Raw genomic sequence first — 15,824 nt, 5'->3', positions numbered from 1 at the left:
TATCTCAAAGAGCTGGAGACACCCCATGAGCGAGCAGAATCCTTCCCCGCGTGACGCTACCGCCGACAACCGTGCCAGCGGCCCGCAGGCCATGACGCCGTCGGAAGCGTTTGTCGAAACCCTGGCGGCCAACGGCGTGACCGATATGTTCGGCATCATGGGCTCCGCCTTCATGGATGCCATGGACATCTTCGCGCCCGCCGGCATTCGCCTGATTCCGGTGGTGCACGAGCAGGGCGCCGGTCACATGGCCGACGGTTATTCGCGCGTCTCGGGACGTCACGGCGTGGTGATCGGCCAGAACGGCCCCGGCATCAGCAACTGCGTCACCGCCATTGCGGCGGCCTATTGGGCGCACAGCCCGGTCGTGATCGTCACGCCGGAGGCCGGCACTATGGGCATCGGTCTGGGTGGCTTCCAGGAAGCCAAACAACTGCCTATGTTTCAGGAGTTCACCAAGTATCAAGGCCACGTCACCCATCCGGCGCGTATGGCCGAATTCACGGGCCGCTGCTTCGACCGCGCGATGGCGGAAATGGGACCGACCCAGCTCAACATTCCGCGCGATTACTTCTACGGCCAGGTCAAGGTGGAGATTCCGCAGCCGCAGCGTCTCGATCGCGGCGCGGGCGGCGAGCAAAGCCTGAACGAAGCGGCTGAACTGCTCGCGCAAGCCAAGTTCCCGGTGATCATTTCCGGCGGCGGCGTGGTGATGGCCGATGCGATCGAAGAATGCAAGGCGCTCGCCGAACGCCTGAACGCGCCGGTCGTCAACAGCTATCTGCACAACGATTCGTTCCCCGCCAACCATCCGCTTTGGTGCGGTCCGCTCGGCTATCAGGGCTCGAAGGCGGCGATGAAGCTGCTGTCGCGCGCCGACGTCGTGATCGCGCTCGGCTCGCGCCTCGGACCGTTCGGCACGTTGCCGCAGCACGGCATGGACTACTGGCCGACCAACGCAAAGATCATCCAGATCGATGCGGACCACAAGATGCTCGGCCTGGTGAAGAAAATTTCGGTGGGCATCTGCGGCGACGCGAAGGCCGCCGCCGTCGCGCTGACCGAACGCCTTGCGGGACGCAAGCTCGCAAGCGACGCCACGCGCGAGGAACGCGGCGCTCAGATCGCATCCGAGAAAGCCGCCTGGGAAAAAGAACTCGACGACTGGACGCACGAACGCGACGCCTACAGCCTCGACATGATCGAGGAGCAGAAGCACGAACGCACGCCCGGCGGCGGCGCTTATCTGCATCCGCGCCAGGTGCTGCGCGAACTGGAAAAGGCCATGCCTGAAGACGTGATGGTCTCGACCGATATCGGCAACATCAACTCGGTGGCCAACAGCTATCTGCGCTTCAACAAGCCGCGCAGTTTCTTCGCGGCGATGAGCTGGGGCAACTGCGGCTACGCGTTTCCGACCATCATCGGCGCCAAGGTTGCCGCGCCGCACCGTCCGGCTGTGTCGTATGCAGGCGATGGTGCATGGGGCATGAGCCTGATGGAAACCATGACCTGCGTGCGCCACAACATTCCGGTGACGGCAGTGGTGTTCCACAACCGTCAGTGGGGCGCGGAGAAGAAGAACCAGGTGGACTTCTACAATCGCCGCTTCGTGGCGGGCGAACTCGACAACCAGAGCTTCGCGGCGATTGCCCGCGCGATGGGCGCCGAAGGCATCGTGGTGGATCGTCTCGAAGATGTGGGCCCGGCGCTCAAGCGCGCGATCGACGCGCAGATGAACCACGGCAAGACCACCATCATCGAGATCATGTGTACGCGTGAACTGGGCGACCCGTTCCGCCGCGACGCGCTCTCCAAGCCGGTGCGCATGCTCGACAAGTACAAGGATTACGTCTGAGCGTGTCATGCGGCGCGGGCGGCCCCCGTGTTCAAGCGGACCGAGGCCGCCGCGCTCACCGGCCGGAAACAGCGCGCATTCTTTTCACGCGCGCTGTCTCCGGCTTCTTCGTTCCAGATCTCACTACCTCTGCAATCGGCCACGCTTATGAAAGCCATCAACCGCATCATTGAACACGCGCGCCGTTCGCCGATGCGTATCGTGCTAAGCGAGGCCGAGGACCAGCGCGTGTTGCAGGCAGCGCAGCGCGCAAGCCGCGAAGGCATTGCGCGCATTCTGCTGGTGGGCGACGCCGCGCGCATCCGCGAGGCCGCCGTCCGCTTCGACATCGATCTAAACGGTATGGAATTGGTGGACCCCGCCGCTTCGGCGCTCGCACCGTTATATGCCGACGAATTGTTCGCATTGCGCAGCAAGAAGGGCATGACGCTCGAACAGGCGCAGAAGGAAATCCTCAACCCTTTGTGCTTCGCGAACCTGATGGTGCGCCTCGGCCACGCCGACGGGTCCGTGTCCGGCGCGGTCAACACCACCGCCGACGTGGTGCGCACCGCGATCCAGATCATCGGCATTGCGCCTTCGTTCAAACTCGTATCGAGCTTCTTTCTGATGATGTTGTGCGAGCCGTTCCACACGCTCAAAGGCGGCCTGATCTTTTCCGATTGCGCACTCGTGGTGGAGCCCGATGCCGCCCAACTCGCCGAGATCGCGATGGCCGCGGCGGACAGCGCAAAAAGCCTGCTGATGGACGAACCGCGCGTAGCCATGCTGTCGTTTTCGACGAGCGGCAGTGCGCATCATGCGGCAGTCGACAAGGTGGTCAACGCAACTCACATCGTGCAGGAACGCCGCCCGCATCTTGCAATTGACGGCGACGTTCAACTCGACGCGGCCATCGTCTCCGAAATCGCGCTGCGCAAGGTCAAGCATTCGCAAGTTGAAGGCCACGCCAACGTGCTGGTGTTTCCGAGTCTCGAGGCGGGCAATATCGGCTACAAGCTGGCCGAGCGGATCGGCGGCGCGAAGGCGATCGGCCCCCTGCTACAAGGTCTGCGCAAGCCCGCCAACGACCTCTCGCGCGGTTGCAGCGCGGACGACATCTACTACGTCACCGCCGTCACCGCGGTGCAGGCGCAAGCCGCGCACACGCATCCCGACGCCCTCCTTACGCCGTCTCGTTCATGATCGTTCAGAAGTTGCTGCCTCTGCTCGCGCTGATGGGCGTCGCGAGCTATTTCCAAACCATCACCGGCTTCGGTCTGAGCATGATCGTGATCGGCGCCGCGAGCGGCCTGGACCTGGCGCCGGTCACGAGTCTCGCCGCTTTGCTCAGCCTCGTGACGCTCGCCAACAGCGCAGCCGCCTTGCCCGGCAAACTGCATCACATCGACTGGCGCGCGGTGGGCGCCGCCACATTGGGCATTCTGCCGTCGGTGGTGGCGGGCGTGCTGGTGCTGGATCTGTTGAGCAATTCGGCTTCCAGCGTATTGCAACTGCTGCTGGGCGCCGTGGTGCTGTATGGCGGCTTAAGCGCGGCGCTGCGGCCGGCGCCGCTCGCTTGCCGCTCGGGCGACCGGAGTTTCTTCGTGAGCGGCCTGTTCGGCGGTCTGCTGAGCGGGATGTTCGGCGTATCCGGGCCGCCGTTGATTTTTCAGTTCTATCGCCAGCCGCTCTCACTCATGCAGATCCGCTACGCGTTGATTCTGATCTTCACGGTGACTTCGATCACTCGTACGCTGTTCAGTGCGTATGAGGGCCAACTCGACGCCGATATCTGGATGCAGGCCGCATTCGCGGTCCCGGTCGTCGCGCTAATGACGCTCGTCGCGCGGCAGTATCCGCCGCCGCTGTCGGGTGTGATGACACGTCGCATCGCGTACGGGATTCTGGTGGTGATCGGCGCCTCGCTGATTCTGCATGCGTTGCAGCAGTTGCTCCGTTGAGACGCCGCGGACACACGCGCCCTAGCGCCGCGCGCCGATCCAGCCGACGAGTTCGGCAAACAGCGACATGTCAGGCGGCGTGGACAGATCGACCGCTAGGCAACGGCGGTAATACGGACTGAGATCGAGTCCGACGCCAAGGCCCAACAACTCGACATCGCGCGCGGCTTCGTTGCGTTCGACTACTTGCTTCAGGTGATTGCCGAGGTAGTAGGCGTCGTTGACCTGAGCGGTCGCACTGTCCATCGGGCTGCCGTCTGAAATCACGACGAGAATCTGCCGCGCCTCGGCACGCGCGCGCAGCCGCGTGCAGGCCCAGTCGACCGCTTCGCCGTCCACGCCTTCGCGGAACAGATCGGCCTTGAATAATGCCGCGATGTCGGCGCGAGCGCGCCGCCAGCTAGTCGTCGCGTCCTTGAAGACGAGATGGGCCACCTCGTTGAGCCGCCCCGGATGCGGCGGCCTGCCGCCGGCCAGCCAGTCTTGCCGCGCACGGCCGCCGTTCCAGGCACCGGTCGAGAAACCCAGCACCTCGCTCGCGACCCCCGCCTGATCGAGCGCGCGCGTGAGCACGTCGACCAGCATCGCCACAGGCTCGATATAGGTTCGCATGGACCCCGAACAATCGATAAGAAAACTCACCGCGCAATCAGCAATCGGCTTGTGCCGTTCGAGTAAAAACAGGCGCCGCTCGGCCGGCGAGCTGACCAGCTGGGACAGACGCCGGCCGTCGATACGGCCGTGCTCTTCGCCGAACGACCAGCCGTCGCGTTGCGGCACGGCGAGCGCCGCCTTGAGCGCATACGCGAGGCGCGGCACGTTGATGCGCTGCGCGGCAATACGCTTGTCGAGCTGGTCGCGGTATTGCGCCAGCAATTCGCCGCGTATGCGCGAGCCCGGCACGAACTCACGGTCGTAGCGCGTGGTGTACGCCAGGTAGCGATGCTCGGCGTCTCTGAGCACGCGGCTTTCGCCGGTGGCGGCGAGACCCATGTCGACCTGCTCGCCTTCGTCGGTATCGAACCAGAGTGCGAACATGGCGCGCACGGCTTCGTCGTCTTCCGGCGTCTGGGCTTCTGCATCTTCGACGGACTGCGCACGCGCGTCACGCATCATCTGGCTAACGAGACGGGCCAATTCGAGCGCATGAATTGCAAACACGCCCTGCTCCGTTCTATGCCGCCGCAGCGCCGCGAGCGGCACGCCCAACGTCGGTGTGATCGCGGCGCGGGTGGCCTCAATCAGACCTTCTGTTTCTTCCAGCACCGGCCAGCCCGACAGACGCGACCAGACGATCTGGGCCACCGTGTAAAGCAGAATGCCGAGGTGGCCATCGGTCAATCCCGTGCGATAGAAAGCACGCGACCATGTTTCGAAACGATGACGCAGATTCTGTGCGAGTCCCGGCATGCCGGTCGGCGCAAGCGCTTCGCAACGTAGCTGCTCGAACAGTTCGAACAGGAGTCGCTCGACCGGCTCGGCCTGCTCAGTGGGACATAGACTCGCGTGGAGATTCGCGTCGGAATGCGTGAGGCGTAATGCTGCGCCGTCCGCGGCACCGCGCAAGGAACGCAAATCATCCAGTTGCGGGTCCGTGCGCAGATGCGGCGCATGCAGATGCACCGGACGCAGGCCACGGTACAAACGGCCGGCTCGGTAATGCAGCTCGGCGTCGCCGGTCAATGCGCGCACCGCCGCCGCGCACAGATTCTGACGCTGTTCAGCGCGGCGTGTGGCTTGCCGCTCGGCAGGCGTCATTGCGGCACCGTCGAGCGCATCTCGCGCTCCGCCGTGCTTTCCAGTTCCCTATCGAAGCAGCGCTGAAAATACTCGGCCACGACAGACCGTTCGGCCTCGTCGCACTTGTTGACGAAGGTCAGGCGAAACGCCATGGCCGGATCGCGGAAGATCTGGCAGTTTTCCGCCCAGTCGATCACGGTGCGCGGCGACATCAGCGTGGAGAGATCGCCGGTAGCGAAGCCTTTGCGCGTCAGTTCCGCGACGCTGATCATCGACTCGATCAGCGCGCGGCCGGTGTCGTCGGCGAGTTCGGGCACACGCGCCAGCACGATGGCGGCTTCCTCGGCACGCGGCAGATAGTTGAGCGTGGCGACCACGTTCCAACGGTCCAGCTGCGCGTGATTCAACAACTGCGTGCCGTGGTACAACCCGTTCAGATTGCCGAGGCCGACCGTGTTGGTCGTAGCGAACAAGCGGAAATACGGATGCGGATGAATCACGCGGTTCTGATCGAGCAGCGTGAATTTGCCGTCGCGCTCGAGAATGCGCTGGATCACGAACATCACGTCGGGACGGCCGGCGTCGTATTCGTCGAAGATCAACGCCATGGGCCTTTGCAGCGCCCACGGCACGATGCCTTCCTGAAACTCGGTGACCTGCACATCGTCGCGCACGATGATGGCGTCTTTGCCCACCAGATCGAGACGGCTGATATGGCCGTCGAGATTCACCCGCACGCAGGGCCAGTTCAGGCGCGCCGCGACCTGTTCGATATGCGTGGATTTGCCCGTGCCGTGCAGGCCCTGCACCATCACGCGGCGCTCGCGCATGAAGCCAGCGAGAATCGCCAGCGTCACTTCCGGATTGAAGCGGTACACCTCGTCGATTTCCGGAACGTGGTCGTCGCGTTCGCTGAAGGCTGGCACCATCAAGTCTGAGTCGATGCCAAACAACGTGCGAACCGAGACCATCCGGTCCGGCTTGCCTGTCACGATATCGGTCACTACGGTCTCCTCATGCTTCGTCACGACGAAGGCCGGCGGCCAACAGGTTGGCAGCGCGGCCTCGCCGGTCCATCATACGCACTTTCTTTTTTCGATACAAATCATCTCGTTTTTTACAACCGCAATGCACTCTGATATCAGCGATGGTGATGCCGATATTCCAGTGTGTCCGGTTCGCTAAAGCCGGAGCCTGTCTTGCGGACGCGCAGCAGATAAGCAAGAAGCAACACGCCGAGGCTCGCTACGCCAAACCACAACGGTTGACGTTGCTCGGGAATGAACGCCATCGCCACCAGAATGCCGACCATGCCGACGGTCGCGACCCACGTGAGGTATGGGTAGCACCACATCCTGACGCGCAGTTTCTCAGGCGCATCGCGCTCGATGCGAGCACGCAGTTTCAGTTGCGAAATGGCGATCAGCACGTACACGAAAATCGCCACCGTGCCGTACGAATTCACGAGGAAAGCGAACACGGTATCCGGCGACACATACGACATTACTACCGACGCATAGCCGAACACGGTGCCGATCAGAATCGCGCGAACCGGCACGCCGCGACGGTTGACCCTGGCGAGCGCGGCGGGCGCGTCGCCGTGGCGTGTCAGCGCGAAGATCATCCGCGACGCGGCATAGAGGCCTGAATTGAGCGCAGACAGCACCGCGGTCAGCACGATGGCATTCATGACGCTGGCGGCCGCCGGAATACCCATGGCATCGAGTGCGCTCACATACGGTGTCGCCATCTTCGGAGAGTTCCAGGGCACCAGCGCGACGACGAGCAGAATCGAGCCGACATAAAAAACCAGCACGCGCGTAATCACCGAGTTGGTTGCTTTGGCGACGGCCTTGGCGGGTTCCTGCGCTTCGGCCGCCGCGATCGTGACGATCTCCGCGCCGAAGTAAAAGCCGGTGGCGGCGACCGCGCCGCTCAGTACGGGTCCGATTCCCTTCGGCATCAAGCCGCCGTGCGAGAGCAGCGTCGGCAGCACGGCGGTGACATGCTTCGCGGCGGGCCACAGACCCAGCACATACATGCCGCCGAGAAACAGGAACACCATGATCGCCGCGACCTTGATCGACGCGAACCAGAACTCGAATTCGCCGTAGCTGCCGACGGAGACCAGGTTGGTCGCCGTGAGCGTGACCAGCAACGCGAGACTGATCGCCCACGCGGGAACGTCGGGTAGCCAGAACTGCACGAGTTTCGCCCCTGCCACGGCTTCCACCGCGACGACGATGACCCAGAAATACCAGTACATCCAGCCGGTCAGAAAGCCGGCAAGGTTGCCGGACGCGCGCTTGCCGCCGAACGCGAGCCGCGCGTATTCATAGAACGAACCGACGGCCGGCATCGCGCAGGCCATTTCGCCGAGCATCCGCATGACCAGCACGACCAGGGCGCCGGTGATCAAAAACGACAGCACGGCCGCGGGGCCGGCCTGTTGCACGACCACACCGCTGCCGACGAAGAGCCCCGCGCCGATCACGCCGCCGAGCGCGATCATCGTCATGTGGCGCTGTTTGAGGCCCGCCTTCAATTCCGTTGTGTCTGTAGATCGCTGCATGTCACCTCCAATTCCGTTATCCGATCGCGGACCGGGCCGGCCTGCTTTCGCAGCCGCCCCGGTCCTATCGTCGTCAATACTGGATGGGGCGAGGACGCCCATGCGTCTCGCCGTATGATTTTTTGTGAAGCACCGCGCGACTCGCGCGCATGGCGCAAGTGTGCGCCGTTGGGTGCGCCGTTGCACAGCGCGCGTGGCGAGTTGCGAGTTGCAGGTTCAGCGCCACCCGGCGCGCGGGCGATGCTCCGCCCGCTGCATCAGGGTTTTTCGTCGCGCCGGAAATACAGTTGATACAGCATCCGCTGGCCAATGCGCCGGAATGGCGCAAACGGGTGTCCCGGCAAAGGCGACGTGAAGATCGGCAACGTCTGCTTCGCACCCTTTCCCGCGATGCGTTCAGCGAGCCGCCGCCCGGCCTGCTGCGAATACGACACGCCGTTGCCGCCGTAGCCGAGCGCGTAATACACCGTCTGCATCGGATCGGGCTGATACACGCGCGGCATCATGTCATGGCTGACGTCCACCCAGCCCCACCACGAGTAATCGATCGGAACGCCGCGCAAGGCCGGAAATTTGCGCAGCATGCCGTTGACCAGCAGATCGTAGTGCCGCGTATTCGGTGCGTCGGCGCCTGTGATGGCGGAGCGGCTGCCGATCTGCAAGCGATTGTCCGGCAGAAAGCGGTAGTAGAAACGCAGCGTGCGCGTATCGGTCAGCACCTGGGTCGTGCGAAAGTTGCACGCGTCGATTTCCTGCTTCGTGAGCGGGCGCGTGACCATCGAATTCGACAGGATCGGCATGACGCGGCTGCGCAGCGAATTGTGCAGCGTTTGCGACGTATACGCGCCAGTTGCAATGCCGACCGCGCGCGCACGCACGATGCCGCCAGGCGTGCGCAAATGATGCACACCGTTGATCGTTTCCCAACCGAGCACAGGGCTCGCCGGATGCACCTTGGCGCCCGCCTCGCGGGCCAGCCGCAGATAACCGAAGGCGAGCTTCAACGCATGAATGCCGATGCCTTCGGGCTCGTGCAGCGCACCGGCCGCTTCGTGATCGTTGACGTATTCACGCTGGAAGGTCTGCTTGTCGATCAACTCGGACGGATAGCCGAACACGTCCTTCCAGACCTTGGCCTCGGCGGCGAGCTTCTGCATGATGCGCGGACGGTGCGCGATGAGAAAGTGGCCACCGGGTTGCGGATCGCAATCGATCTCCGCCACCAGCGATTTGAAATTATCGAAGCCTTCCTGAATCTCATCGTGCATTTTCAACGCGACGTCTTTGCCCCAACGCTCGATCCATTGCGAACGCGACAGGCGGCCCGAGGCGTTCTGACCTTGTCCGCCGTTGCGGCTGCTGCAGCCCCAGCTCGTCTTGTTGGCTTCCAGCACGACCGCCTTGATGCCGTGCTCCCGCGCGAGACAGAGCGCCGTGGCGAGCCCGGTATAGCCGCCGCCGATGATCGCCACATCCACGTCGACGTCCGCCGTGATCGGGCCGTCGTCTTCGGGCGGCGTGCCCGCGGTCGCGACCCAGTAGGTCGGCGCATATTGCTTGCCCCAGCCCGGTCCCGGCGACACCAGCGGGTCGTACGCCGGATCGTAGCGCGTGTCGCCTTCGCGGCCGGACGGCATGCCTTGCGCGACGCGTTCGATTTCACTGTGCTCCATGTGAAGCTCCCGATCAGCGTGCGAGGTTCTGCTTCGGACGTTCCTTGCGGAAGGCCCGCTTGACCGCGATGAGGCCATCGCGGAACTCGAACAGGTCGCAACCTTCCGCCTCGATGCGCCAGCCTTCCGCGTGCGTTCCCGTGAACACCCACTCGGACACGCCGCGTTCACCGATCACATAATGGCGGCCCTTGCCCCAATGCGCGTCGGGAAAGGTCTTGAAGACGGCTTCGAAGGCCGCGCGCGTCGCGTCCCGGCCCACGAAGCGTGCGCCGAAGACTTCCGGACCGCCTGCCGCATCGAACACGCAATCTTCTGTCATGAAGGTCATCAGCGCGTTTGCGTCATGACGATTGAACGCATCGGAAAACGCGGCCAGTGTCTCGGCCGTGACGTGCTGCAGCGGGGTCTGTGTTTGAGCCATTGCTTTCTCCTCCTGGATGACTTTCGCTTTCGCGTTCGTTTCGGTAAGGCATGAGACGCCGCCGGTGGCTGGCGATCCGTGAGGAAATTGTAGGCAGGGGGTTTTTTAGCCGGTAGGTCCAGTGCGGTGCTTTCGCCTGGTGCAGCGCCTTGTGACGCGGGTTTCGCGACGTTTGCGGCAAGTGCTGAATTGGACTCATCGACTCCCGTCAACTGGCTCTATGGTTCTATTTTTTTGTTCGGCAACACTGAGGGTATCGGCCACATGCTACGAGGAGTTGACGTGCTCAAACTGTTTATCGGACTCGGCATTCCCTATCTTGGCGTGATCGGCCTGCTGCCCTGGGTGGCGTCCGTCGATCGCTTCGTATTGGGCGTGCCGTTCGCTTGCGAATAGCCGTGTCATCGTTCAAGCTACACACGCAGCCGTGCCGCTCGGTTTGATCTTCGAGGGGCATGATCCCGGCCAACCGGACGCACGCCGGGCAAGCTAGCGCCTCAACTCGGAGACAATCTTCTCCGCCAGAAAATCGCACGGCGGACGATTCGAAGCCGTGCTGCGCGCCAGCACCATTTCCAACGCGGTGATTTCCGGCAAGCCGTGCGCGCGCCCAAGCAGCGTGAAGTGTGCCGGCACCGCGCAGCGCGCGAGCGGCACGATCGCGAGACCTGCTTCGGCCATCGACAGCAGGCCCAGCAGACTCGGACTTTCATATGAGGTGCGGTACGGAATCTTCGCGCGCTCCAAGCTGCGAATCGCGTTCTCGCGCGCGACGCTGCCCGGCAGGAACACGGCAATCGGCAACGGCCGTTCGCGCCATATCTCATCGGCGCTCGGCGCGGCCGCCCATTCCATGGGTTCATGGCGAATGAATTCGCCCGATAAACCCTTGACTCGCGTCGCGCACACCAGATCGACCGAACCGTCTTTCACCATCGGCGCGAGTGCGACGCTCGGCAAACCGACGACCTGAATCTCCACCTTCGGATAGGTCGCGGAAAACTTCTTGAGGATCGGCGGCAGCAGCGACGATGCGTAATCGTCCGGCACGCCGATGCTCACGCGCCCCGTCACGTCCGGCCGAACCACCGCCGCCCACGCTTCGTCGCGTAAGGCCAGCATGCGGCGAGCGTAGGTCAGCAGGACTTCGCCGTCCTGCGTCGGCACCACATTTCTCGGCTTGCGCACGAACAGCGGCTTGCCCAGCGCGGTTTCGAGCGTCTTGATCTGCATGCTCACCGCCGATTGCGACCGATGCACGACCTCCGCCGCCCGGCTGATGTTGCCGGTGTCAGCGACGGCGACGATCATGGTCATCACGTCCAGGTCGAGGGCTTTCAAGGAGTCTGGTATCAGAAAAGTAGATAGATTCGATCAATATTACGCGATTTTCTAAAGTTGTGACATGGGGCATAGTGGCTGCAAAGGAGCTAGTCCATGAACGCCCGTACCGACCTCTCAGTGCTTGCCGTACCAGAACTGTCGTTTGCGACCATCGCATCGGGCATCTGCGTGCCGTACGTCGAGTGCGGAGAAGGCGAGCCGCTCGTGTTCGTGCACGGCTCGCTGTGCGACTATCGCTACTGGAATGCACAGACGGCGGCGCTCTCGCAACATTTCCGCTGCATCTCGGTGAGCCTGAGCCACTACTGGCCGGCGAGCGAGGCGTGCATTCAGGGCGAGTTCGGCTGGCAGACGCACGTCGGCGAACTGGCCGAGTTCATCGAGGCGATCAATCTTGGGCCCGTACATCTGGTCGGCCATTCGCGCGGCGGCTGCGTGGCGTTCCATGTTGCGCGCGACTATCCGCGGCTCGTGAAGACGCTCACGCTCGCGGACCCGGGCGGTCCGCTGCAGACCGACGGCATGCTGGAGGCGGCGCTGCCGGCTACGACGAATGTGTTACGCGCGCGCGTCGCGGAACTCATCGAGAGCGAGCAGATCGACGCGGGCCTGGAGCTGTTCGTCGATTCGGTGAGCATGCCGGGAGCGTGGCGCAAGAGCCCGGTCGCGTTCCGCACCATGGCGATCGACAACGCGGGCACGCTGCCCAAGCAACTCCGCGATCCGTTGCCCGCCTATTCCCGTGAAACCGCGCGTGACGTGAAATGCAGAACGCTGCTGATCGACGGCCAGCGCAGTCCGCGCATGTTCCGCAACAACGTCGAAAAGCTCGCGGAGTGGATCGATTATGCGGAGCGGCAAACCATCGCCGGTGCGTCGCACGGCATGAATGTGTCGAACGCCGGTGCTTTTAACAGGCTCGTGCAGGCGTTCGTCAGCTTCTGATTCCGGCGTGGGTCGGCGTGGGTCGCGTGGTTTGGCTCGGCGGTGTGGCAGTCGAAACATCAGAGGTCGAAGGTGCCGCGATATTTCTCGTCGGCATCCGAACGTGTATTGATTTCGACGAGACGCCACCCGGCACCTCGCAGAAAAACCGCGAGCCGCGTTCATGCTTGAACACGCCGCTTTTCATCACGACGCCGGCGCCAGCCATCTGTTCGTATAGCGCGCGAACCTCCTCTACGGACGCCAGCTCGAAACCGATGTGAAAGTTGTGCGGCCACTCGACCGGATGGTCGGCGGCGTCATCGATCACGATGTCGAAACCGGGGCGTTTCAAAAACCAGCTCGTCCCTCGCGCGGCAACCGTACAGCCCAGATGGCGCTCGAAGAAGGCGGCGGTGGCGTTCACATCGGATGAAGGGAAGCCGACGTGATTGAACTTCATGGCAGTGGTGATATCGGTCGTCTCGATCTCCGTTGAATCGGCTCGCTGGCTGCGTTCCGTACGGAAGATGTCGGAATAAAAGCTCACATTCCATACTCGCATCGCCCGGCTCGGGCTATCACCCGCTCAGGCCCCTGCTACGGGCGTTTCCGGACATGCGATGCCAACTTGCGCGCGGCTTGCTCACGTTTTCTCGCGCGCTTCTGGGCCGACGAGAAACGTCACCGTGCGATGTTCGTGCGCGCCTACCGTAACCAATGCCACGCGTGGCGCGATAGCAAGGTGATGGTGCCACCTGATGCGCCCGTCACGCAGACCGGCGCGGACGTGTGGGAAACGTACCGGCGGCGCTTCGCGACGTGCCGCAGCAGGCAGGCTTTCCGCTCGCTATCGAGTGGCCTGAGCTACCGGCATGAAGCCGCTATTCGCGGGCATGTGGTTCGGCTCATGTGCCTGGTGTTGACGGTGCTTGCGGCGCTTGCGCCGGGTGCTTGCACCTTCGTGCACATCAGGGGCAACTCCGACCACATAGAAGGCACAGGGGGCACGGCGGGGCGCTACCGCCCGCACGCCGCGAGCAACAGCGGCCCACTGCAGCGCTTTTTTCAGCGTCCCAACCCGCGGTGAACGGGGCATCATGACATTCTTCGATTCGTATCCGGTGCCCGCCGTTCGCGCCGAAATTCGCAATATTCACTCTCATCGCGATTGTTGGCGGGTGTACGTGCTGTGTGGCGTTTTCCCCAACGCATCTTCCTAGATAACGGCACGCAGCATCGGCCACCGCACTATTTGACAGTACTGTTTTCCTTGATATACATCATAGCTGTTACCGCTCCACCGCTACCGCCAAGCGGATTTTGAAGTATGTATTCATGCTTCATGGTTGCAAAAGAAAGCGTCACATGCTCATGACATATCGAACCATTAGCAACCGGCGAGACGTTGGTAATTACCACGTCATAGATGGTGATGCGAGCGAACTCATGAGGTACGGTGCCTGCCTTACGCATGGTTAATACAGCTTTTTCAATGTGCTTTCCAGTAAAGCAGTATTTAGCCAGGTTCGGACTAGCTCGATCATATGCGTGGAAAAATCCAAGGTCTGACACTGAAGCCTTGCCCGCGCCGCCGCCTGATCCCGAAAGCATGGAGGAATTTTGTGCGACTTGCCAACTCCACGACTGGACATCAATTTCGTCGAGATGTTCGAAGTCTTGAGATTCTCCCGAAATGCCGTTGATATCAATAAAAATATCTTGCGCCATAATTAAAAGTTTGGATATTGTTTACTGGAGATGACCGATCATTGCGCTGAGTCCGCCACCGGCGATTAATCCCTCTGCCTCACCCGCCAATAGAAGAACGGCAGGTGCGCAATCTAGGGCCTTCTTTGCCATACTGGCGAAAATGCCGGGATTTACCAGCCAGGGAGCGATTAATTCCGTATTAATGCCGAGCAACATAATTGATCCACCGTATCCCGCTAGCAATCCCGCGCCACCGTCGAAATATATTGTCGCACCCTTAATATCGGATGTCGATAGTTCTTGACTGTGAAAATAACTGGTCATATAGAGTACGCCGTCGCTCGCAAAATCTTTCGTAGAGCCCGTGCCAGACATTTCCCTGTTCAATATTGGAATAGGCGGAAGTTTGATTTTCGGTAGTCCTCGTGAGTAGCCAATTCCAAATCCGAAATAAGAAAAATCGTGAGATTGTTTCTGCGGATCATCGAGAATAATTTTTCCGCCCGAGATGGATAATAACTCAATGCCAAGCCCGCCCGTTGCACTCGTATTGAACGACCATCCGCTTTTACGCAACGATATCATTTGCCACCTCTCCTGTCGAACAGATTGCGTTTCCAGAACAAACAATCAACCAAGATAGAGCACAAGAAGACCATTCCAAGTGCAAAACACACAAACGGTAAATCCCAGATATCCATAAAACGATCAATCTCTGAAGTATGAGTGGGGTCATCTGGCCTGTAGCGGATGGGTAGTGTGTCACCGACATTTGCGGATATAAATGCCGATTGCGAAGAGGAAATATGCTCGCCTGTTTGCGTGTCAAATTCCACCTGAACATGGTGGCCGCCGTGATTAAGGCGGGTAACTTTGCCACTCACAACTACGGAGTTGTTTATAAAATCCGTAGTCTGTGAGTATAAAAAATCCGCTGCAACCAATAAAAATACACCGCCAGCGAAAAATATAGCGTTTTTTGAAATTCGATTTAGCTTTTCTTCTTTAATCGGCATAGTGACGAAGAGCCTGTAGCATTTAGGTGATGGCGTGCGAGCATGCAAAATAACAGATCAGCCGGAGAATGTGTTTTTGAGATTTGGTGGTTCTATGCACGGCGGTTTAAATGGCGGCGACTTTTCCCCCTGCCAATCTGCCAGAAGTGGTTCACGTTGATGCCGCGCTATCGCTTTTTGGGTGGGAGATCAGCGCTATTCCATCGCGCGGATGAGCCAAAAGGTGAAAAATCGGTAAATCTTCGAAAATTATGCATTTTGATTCGTTTGACGACTGCGCGGCGACGATCAGCGGGCCGTAGCGTGCGGCTCATCTACGCGTCACAAGCGATCACGCGATCCTCTTCGCGGGTATCACTCATACATGCCTCTCCTCGTCGAGGTCGAAAGCGACAACGATGGCTCATCGCTTACGAGCCCGTATGAGCACAGGCTATGCAGCGACATTGAAGCCGTCGCACCTGCGCAGATCTGCAGATAGATCGGCAACTGCTGCTGCCGGTCGATTTCAATGGTCAAAGCGGAAGTCGGAACGGTCGTGACGGTCTCGCGGACAAGGAAAGCGGCAGACGATTTGTACTAGTCGGATCGTCGATTCTTGGCACTTTCCGACCGGC

At 61.3% G+C, this 15,824-nt stretch carries 14 protein-coding genes and 1 pseudogene; 5 read left to right on the top strand and 10 right to left on the bottom strand.

All coding sequences use genetic code 11. The features are described 5' to 3' along the window. Positions 1 to 25: 25 nt before the first annotated feature. The 3 genes from xsc to B0G73_RS00630 all read left to right on the top strand — a co-directional run bounded on the left by xsc (position 26) and on the right by B0G73_RS00630 (position 3,801). The gene (gene xsc / locus B0G73_RS00640) at positions 26 to 1,858 is read left to right on the top strand and encodes a sulfoacetaldehyde acetyltransferase (RefSeq protein WP_181196469.1); all 1,833 of its coding nucleotides are present in this window, start codon (positions 26 to 28) and stop codon (positions 1,856 to 1,858) included. A 147-nt stretch (positions 1,859 to 2,005) separates the two neighbouring features. Continuing rightward, positions 2,006 to 3,043 (top strand): phosphate acetyltransferase, encoded by a 1,038-nt coding sequence (gene pta, locus B0G73_RS00635; RefSeq protein WP_106277667.1) that lies wholly within the window; start codon positions 2,006 to 2,008, stop codon positions 3,041 to 3,043. After that, a complete protein-coding gene (locus B0G73_RS00630; protein ID WP_106276962.1) occupies positions 3,040 to 3,801 on the top strand; it encodes a sulfite exporter TauE/SafE family protein in 762 nt (253 codons plus the stop codon). Before pta ends, B0G73_RS00630 begins: the two co-directional genes overlap by 4 nt. Before the next feature lie 21 nt (positions 3,802 to 3,822). Here B0G73_RS00630 and B0G73_RS00625 read toward each other — a convergent pair whose 3' ends face one another. The 6 genes from B0G73_RS00625 to B0G73_RS00600 form a co-directional block, all read right to left on the bottom strand. After that, complete coding sequence (locus B0G73_RS00625) at positions 3,823 to 5,559, bottom strand: cobalt chelatase (RefSeq protein WP_106276960.1); 1,737 nt, start codon at positions 5,557 to 5,559, stop codon at positions 3,823 to 3,825. Further along, positions 5,556 to 6,545 (bottom strand): AAA family ATPase, encoded by a 990-nt coding sequence (locus tag B0G73_RS00620; RefSeq protein WP_106276958.1) that lies wholly within the window; start codon positions 6,543 to 6,545, stop codon positions 5,556 to 5,558. The genes B0G73_RS00625 and B0G73_RS00620 overlap by 4 nt, the downstream gene beginning before the upstream one ends. Positions 6,546 to 6,682: 137 nt before the next feature. Continuing rightward, entirely contained in the window at positions 6,683 to 8,113 is a 1,431-nt protein-coding gene (locus tag B0G73_RS00615; RefSeq protein ID WP_106276956.1) for an amino acid permease, read from the bottom strand. A 257-nt stretch (positions 8,114 to 8,370) separates the two neighbouring features. Beyond that, a complete protein-coding gene (locus B0G73_RS00610) occupies positions 8,371 to 9,786 on the bottom strand; it encodes an FAD-binding oxidoreductase (RefSeq protein ID WP_181196468.1) in 1,416 nt (471 codons plus the stop codon). 13 nt (positions 9,787 to 9,799) lie between these two features. Continuing rightward, positions 9,800 to 10,210: a nuclear transport factor 2 family protein gene (locus B0G73_RS00605; RefSeq protein ID WP_106276954.1), complete on the bottom strand. Its 411-nt coding sequence runs from the start codon at positions 10,208 to 10,210 to the stop codon at positions 9,800 to 9,802. A 489-nt stretch (positions 10,211 to 10,699) separates the two neighbouring features. Continuing rightward, a complete protein-coding gene (locus B0G73_RS00600) occupies positions 10,700 to 11,521 on the bottom strand; it encodes a LysR substrate-binding domain-containing protein (RefSeq protein WP_181196480.1) in 822 nt (273 codons plus the stop codon). Between the two features lie 126 nt (positions 11,522 to 11,647). Here B0G73_RS00600 and B0G73_RS00595 point away from each other — a divergent pair, with 126 nt between their 5' ends. Next, the gene (locus B0G73_RS00595) at positions 11,648 to 12,499 is read left to right on the top strand and encodes an alpha/beta fold hydrolase (RefSeq protein WP_106276952.1); all 852 of its coding nucleotides are present in this window, start codon (positions 11,648 to 11,650) and stop codon (positions 12,497 to 12,499) included. Between the two features lie 59 nt (positions 12,500 to 12,558). Here the strand turns inward: B0G73_RS00595 and B0G73_RS00590 are convergent. Beyond that, positions 12,559 to 12,941: pseudogene (locus B0G73_RS00590) on the bottom strand (VOC family protein). Between the two features lie 329 nt (positions 12,942 to 13,270). On the opposite strand from B0G73_RS00590, the gene B0G73_RS41830 reads away from it, so the two are divergent. Beyond that, the gene (locus tag B0G73_RS41830) at positions 13,271 to 13,357 is read left to right on the top strand and encodes a phage tail assembly chaperone (RefSeq protein ID WP_106276950.1); all 87 of its coding nucleotides are present in this window, start codon (positions 13,271 to 13,273) and stop codon (positions 13,355 to 13,357) included. Between the two features lie 372 nt (positions 13,358 to 13,729). Here B0G73_RS41830 and B0G73_RS00580 read toward each other — a convergent pair whose 3' ends face one another. Genes B0G73_RS00580 through B0G73_RS00570 form a run of 3 tightly spaced genes read right to left on the bottom strand, consistent with a single transcriptional unit; the run spans position 13,730 to position 15,207 of the window. Continuing rightward, positions 13,730 to 14,209: a type VI secretion system tube protein Hcp gene (locus tag B0G73_RS00580; RefSeq protein WP_106276947.1), complete on the bottom strand. Its 480-nt coding sequence runs from the start codon at positions 14,207 to 14,209 to the stop codon at positions 13,730 to 13,732. Between the two features lie 21 nt (positions 14,210 to 14,230). Next, positions 14,231 to 14,776 (bottom strand): hypothetical protein, encoded by a 546-nt coding sequence (locus B0G73_RS39955; protein ID WP_146144142.1) that lies wholly within the window; start codon positions 14,774 to 14,776, stop codon positions 14,231 to 14,233. After that, positions 14,773 to 15,207, bottom strand: a complete 435-nt coding sequence (locus B0G73_RS00570) for a DUF3592 domain-containing protein (RefSeq protein WP_106276943.1) — start codon at positions 15,205 to 15,207, stop codon at positions 14,773 to 14,775. Before B0G73_RS00570 ends, B0G73_RS39955 begins: the two co-directional genes overlap by 4 nt. Positions 15,208 to 15,824 lie beyond the last annotated feature (617 nt).

The sequence above is a fragment of the Paraburkholderia sp. BL25I1N1 genome, assembly GCF_003002025.1.
Lineage (GTDB): Bacteria > Pseudomonadota > Gammaproteobacteria > Burkholderiales > Burkholderiaceae > Paraburkholderia.
The sequence above is the reverse complement of the archived record's forward strand: the minus strand, read 5'-3'. Positions and strand labels throughout refer to the sequence as shown.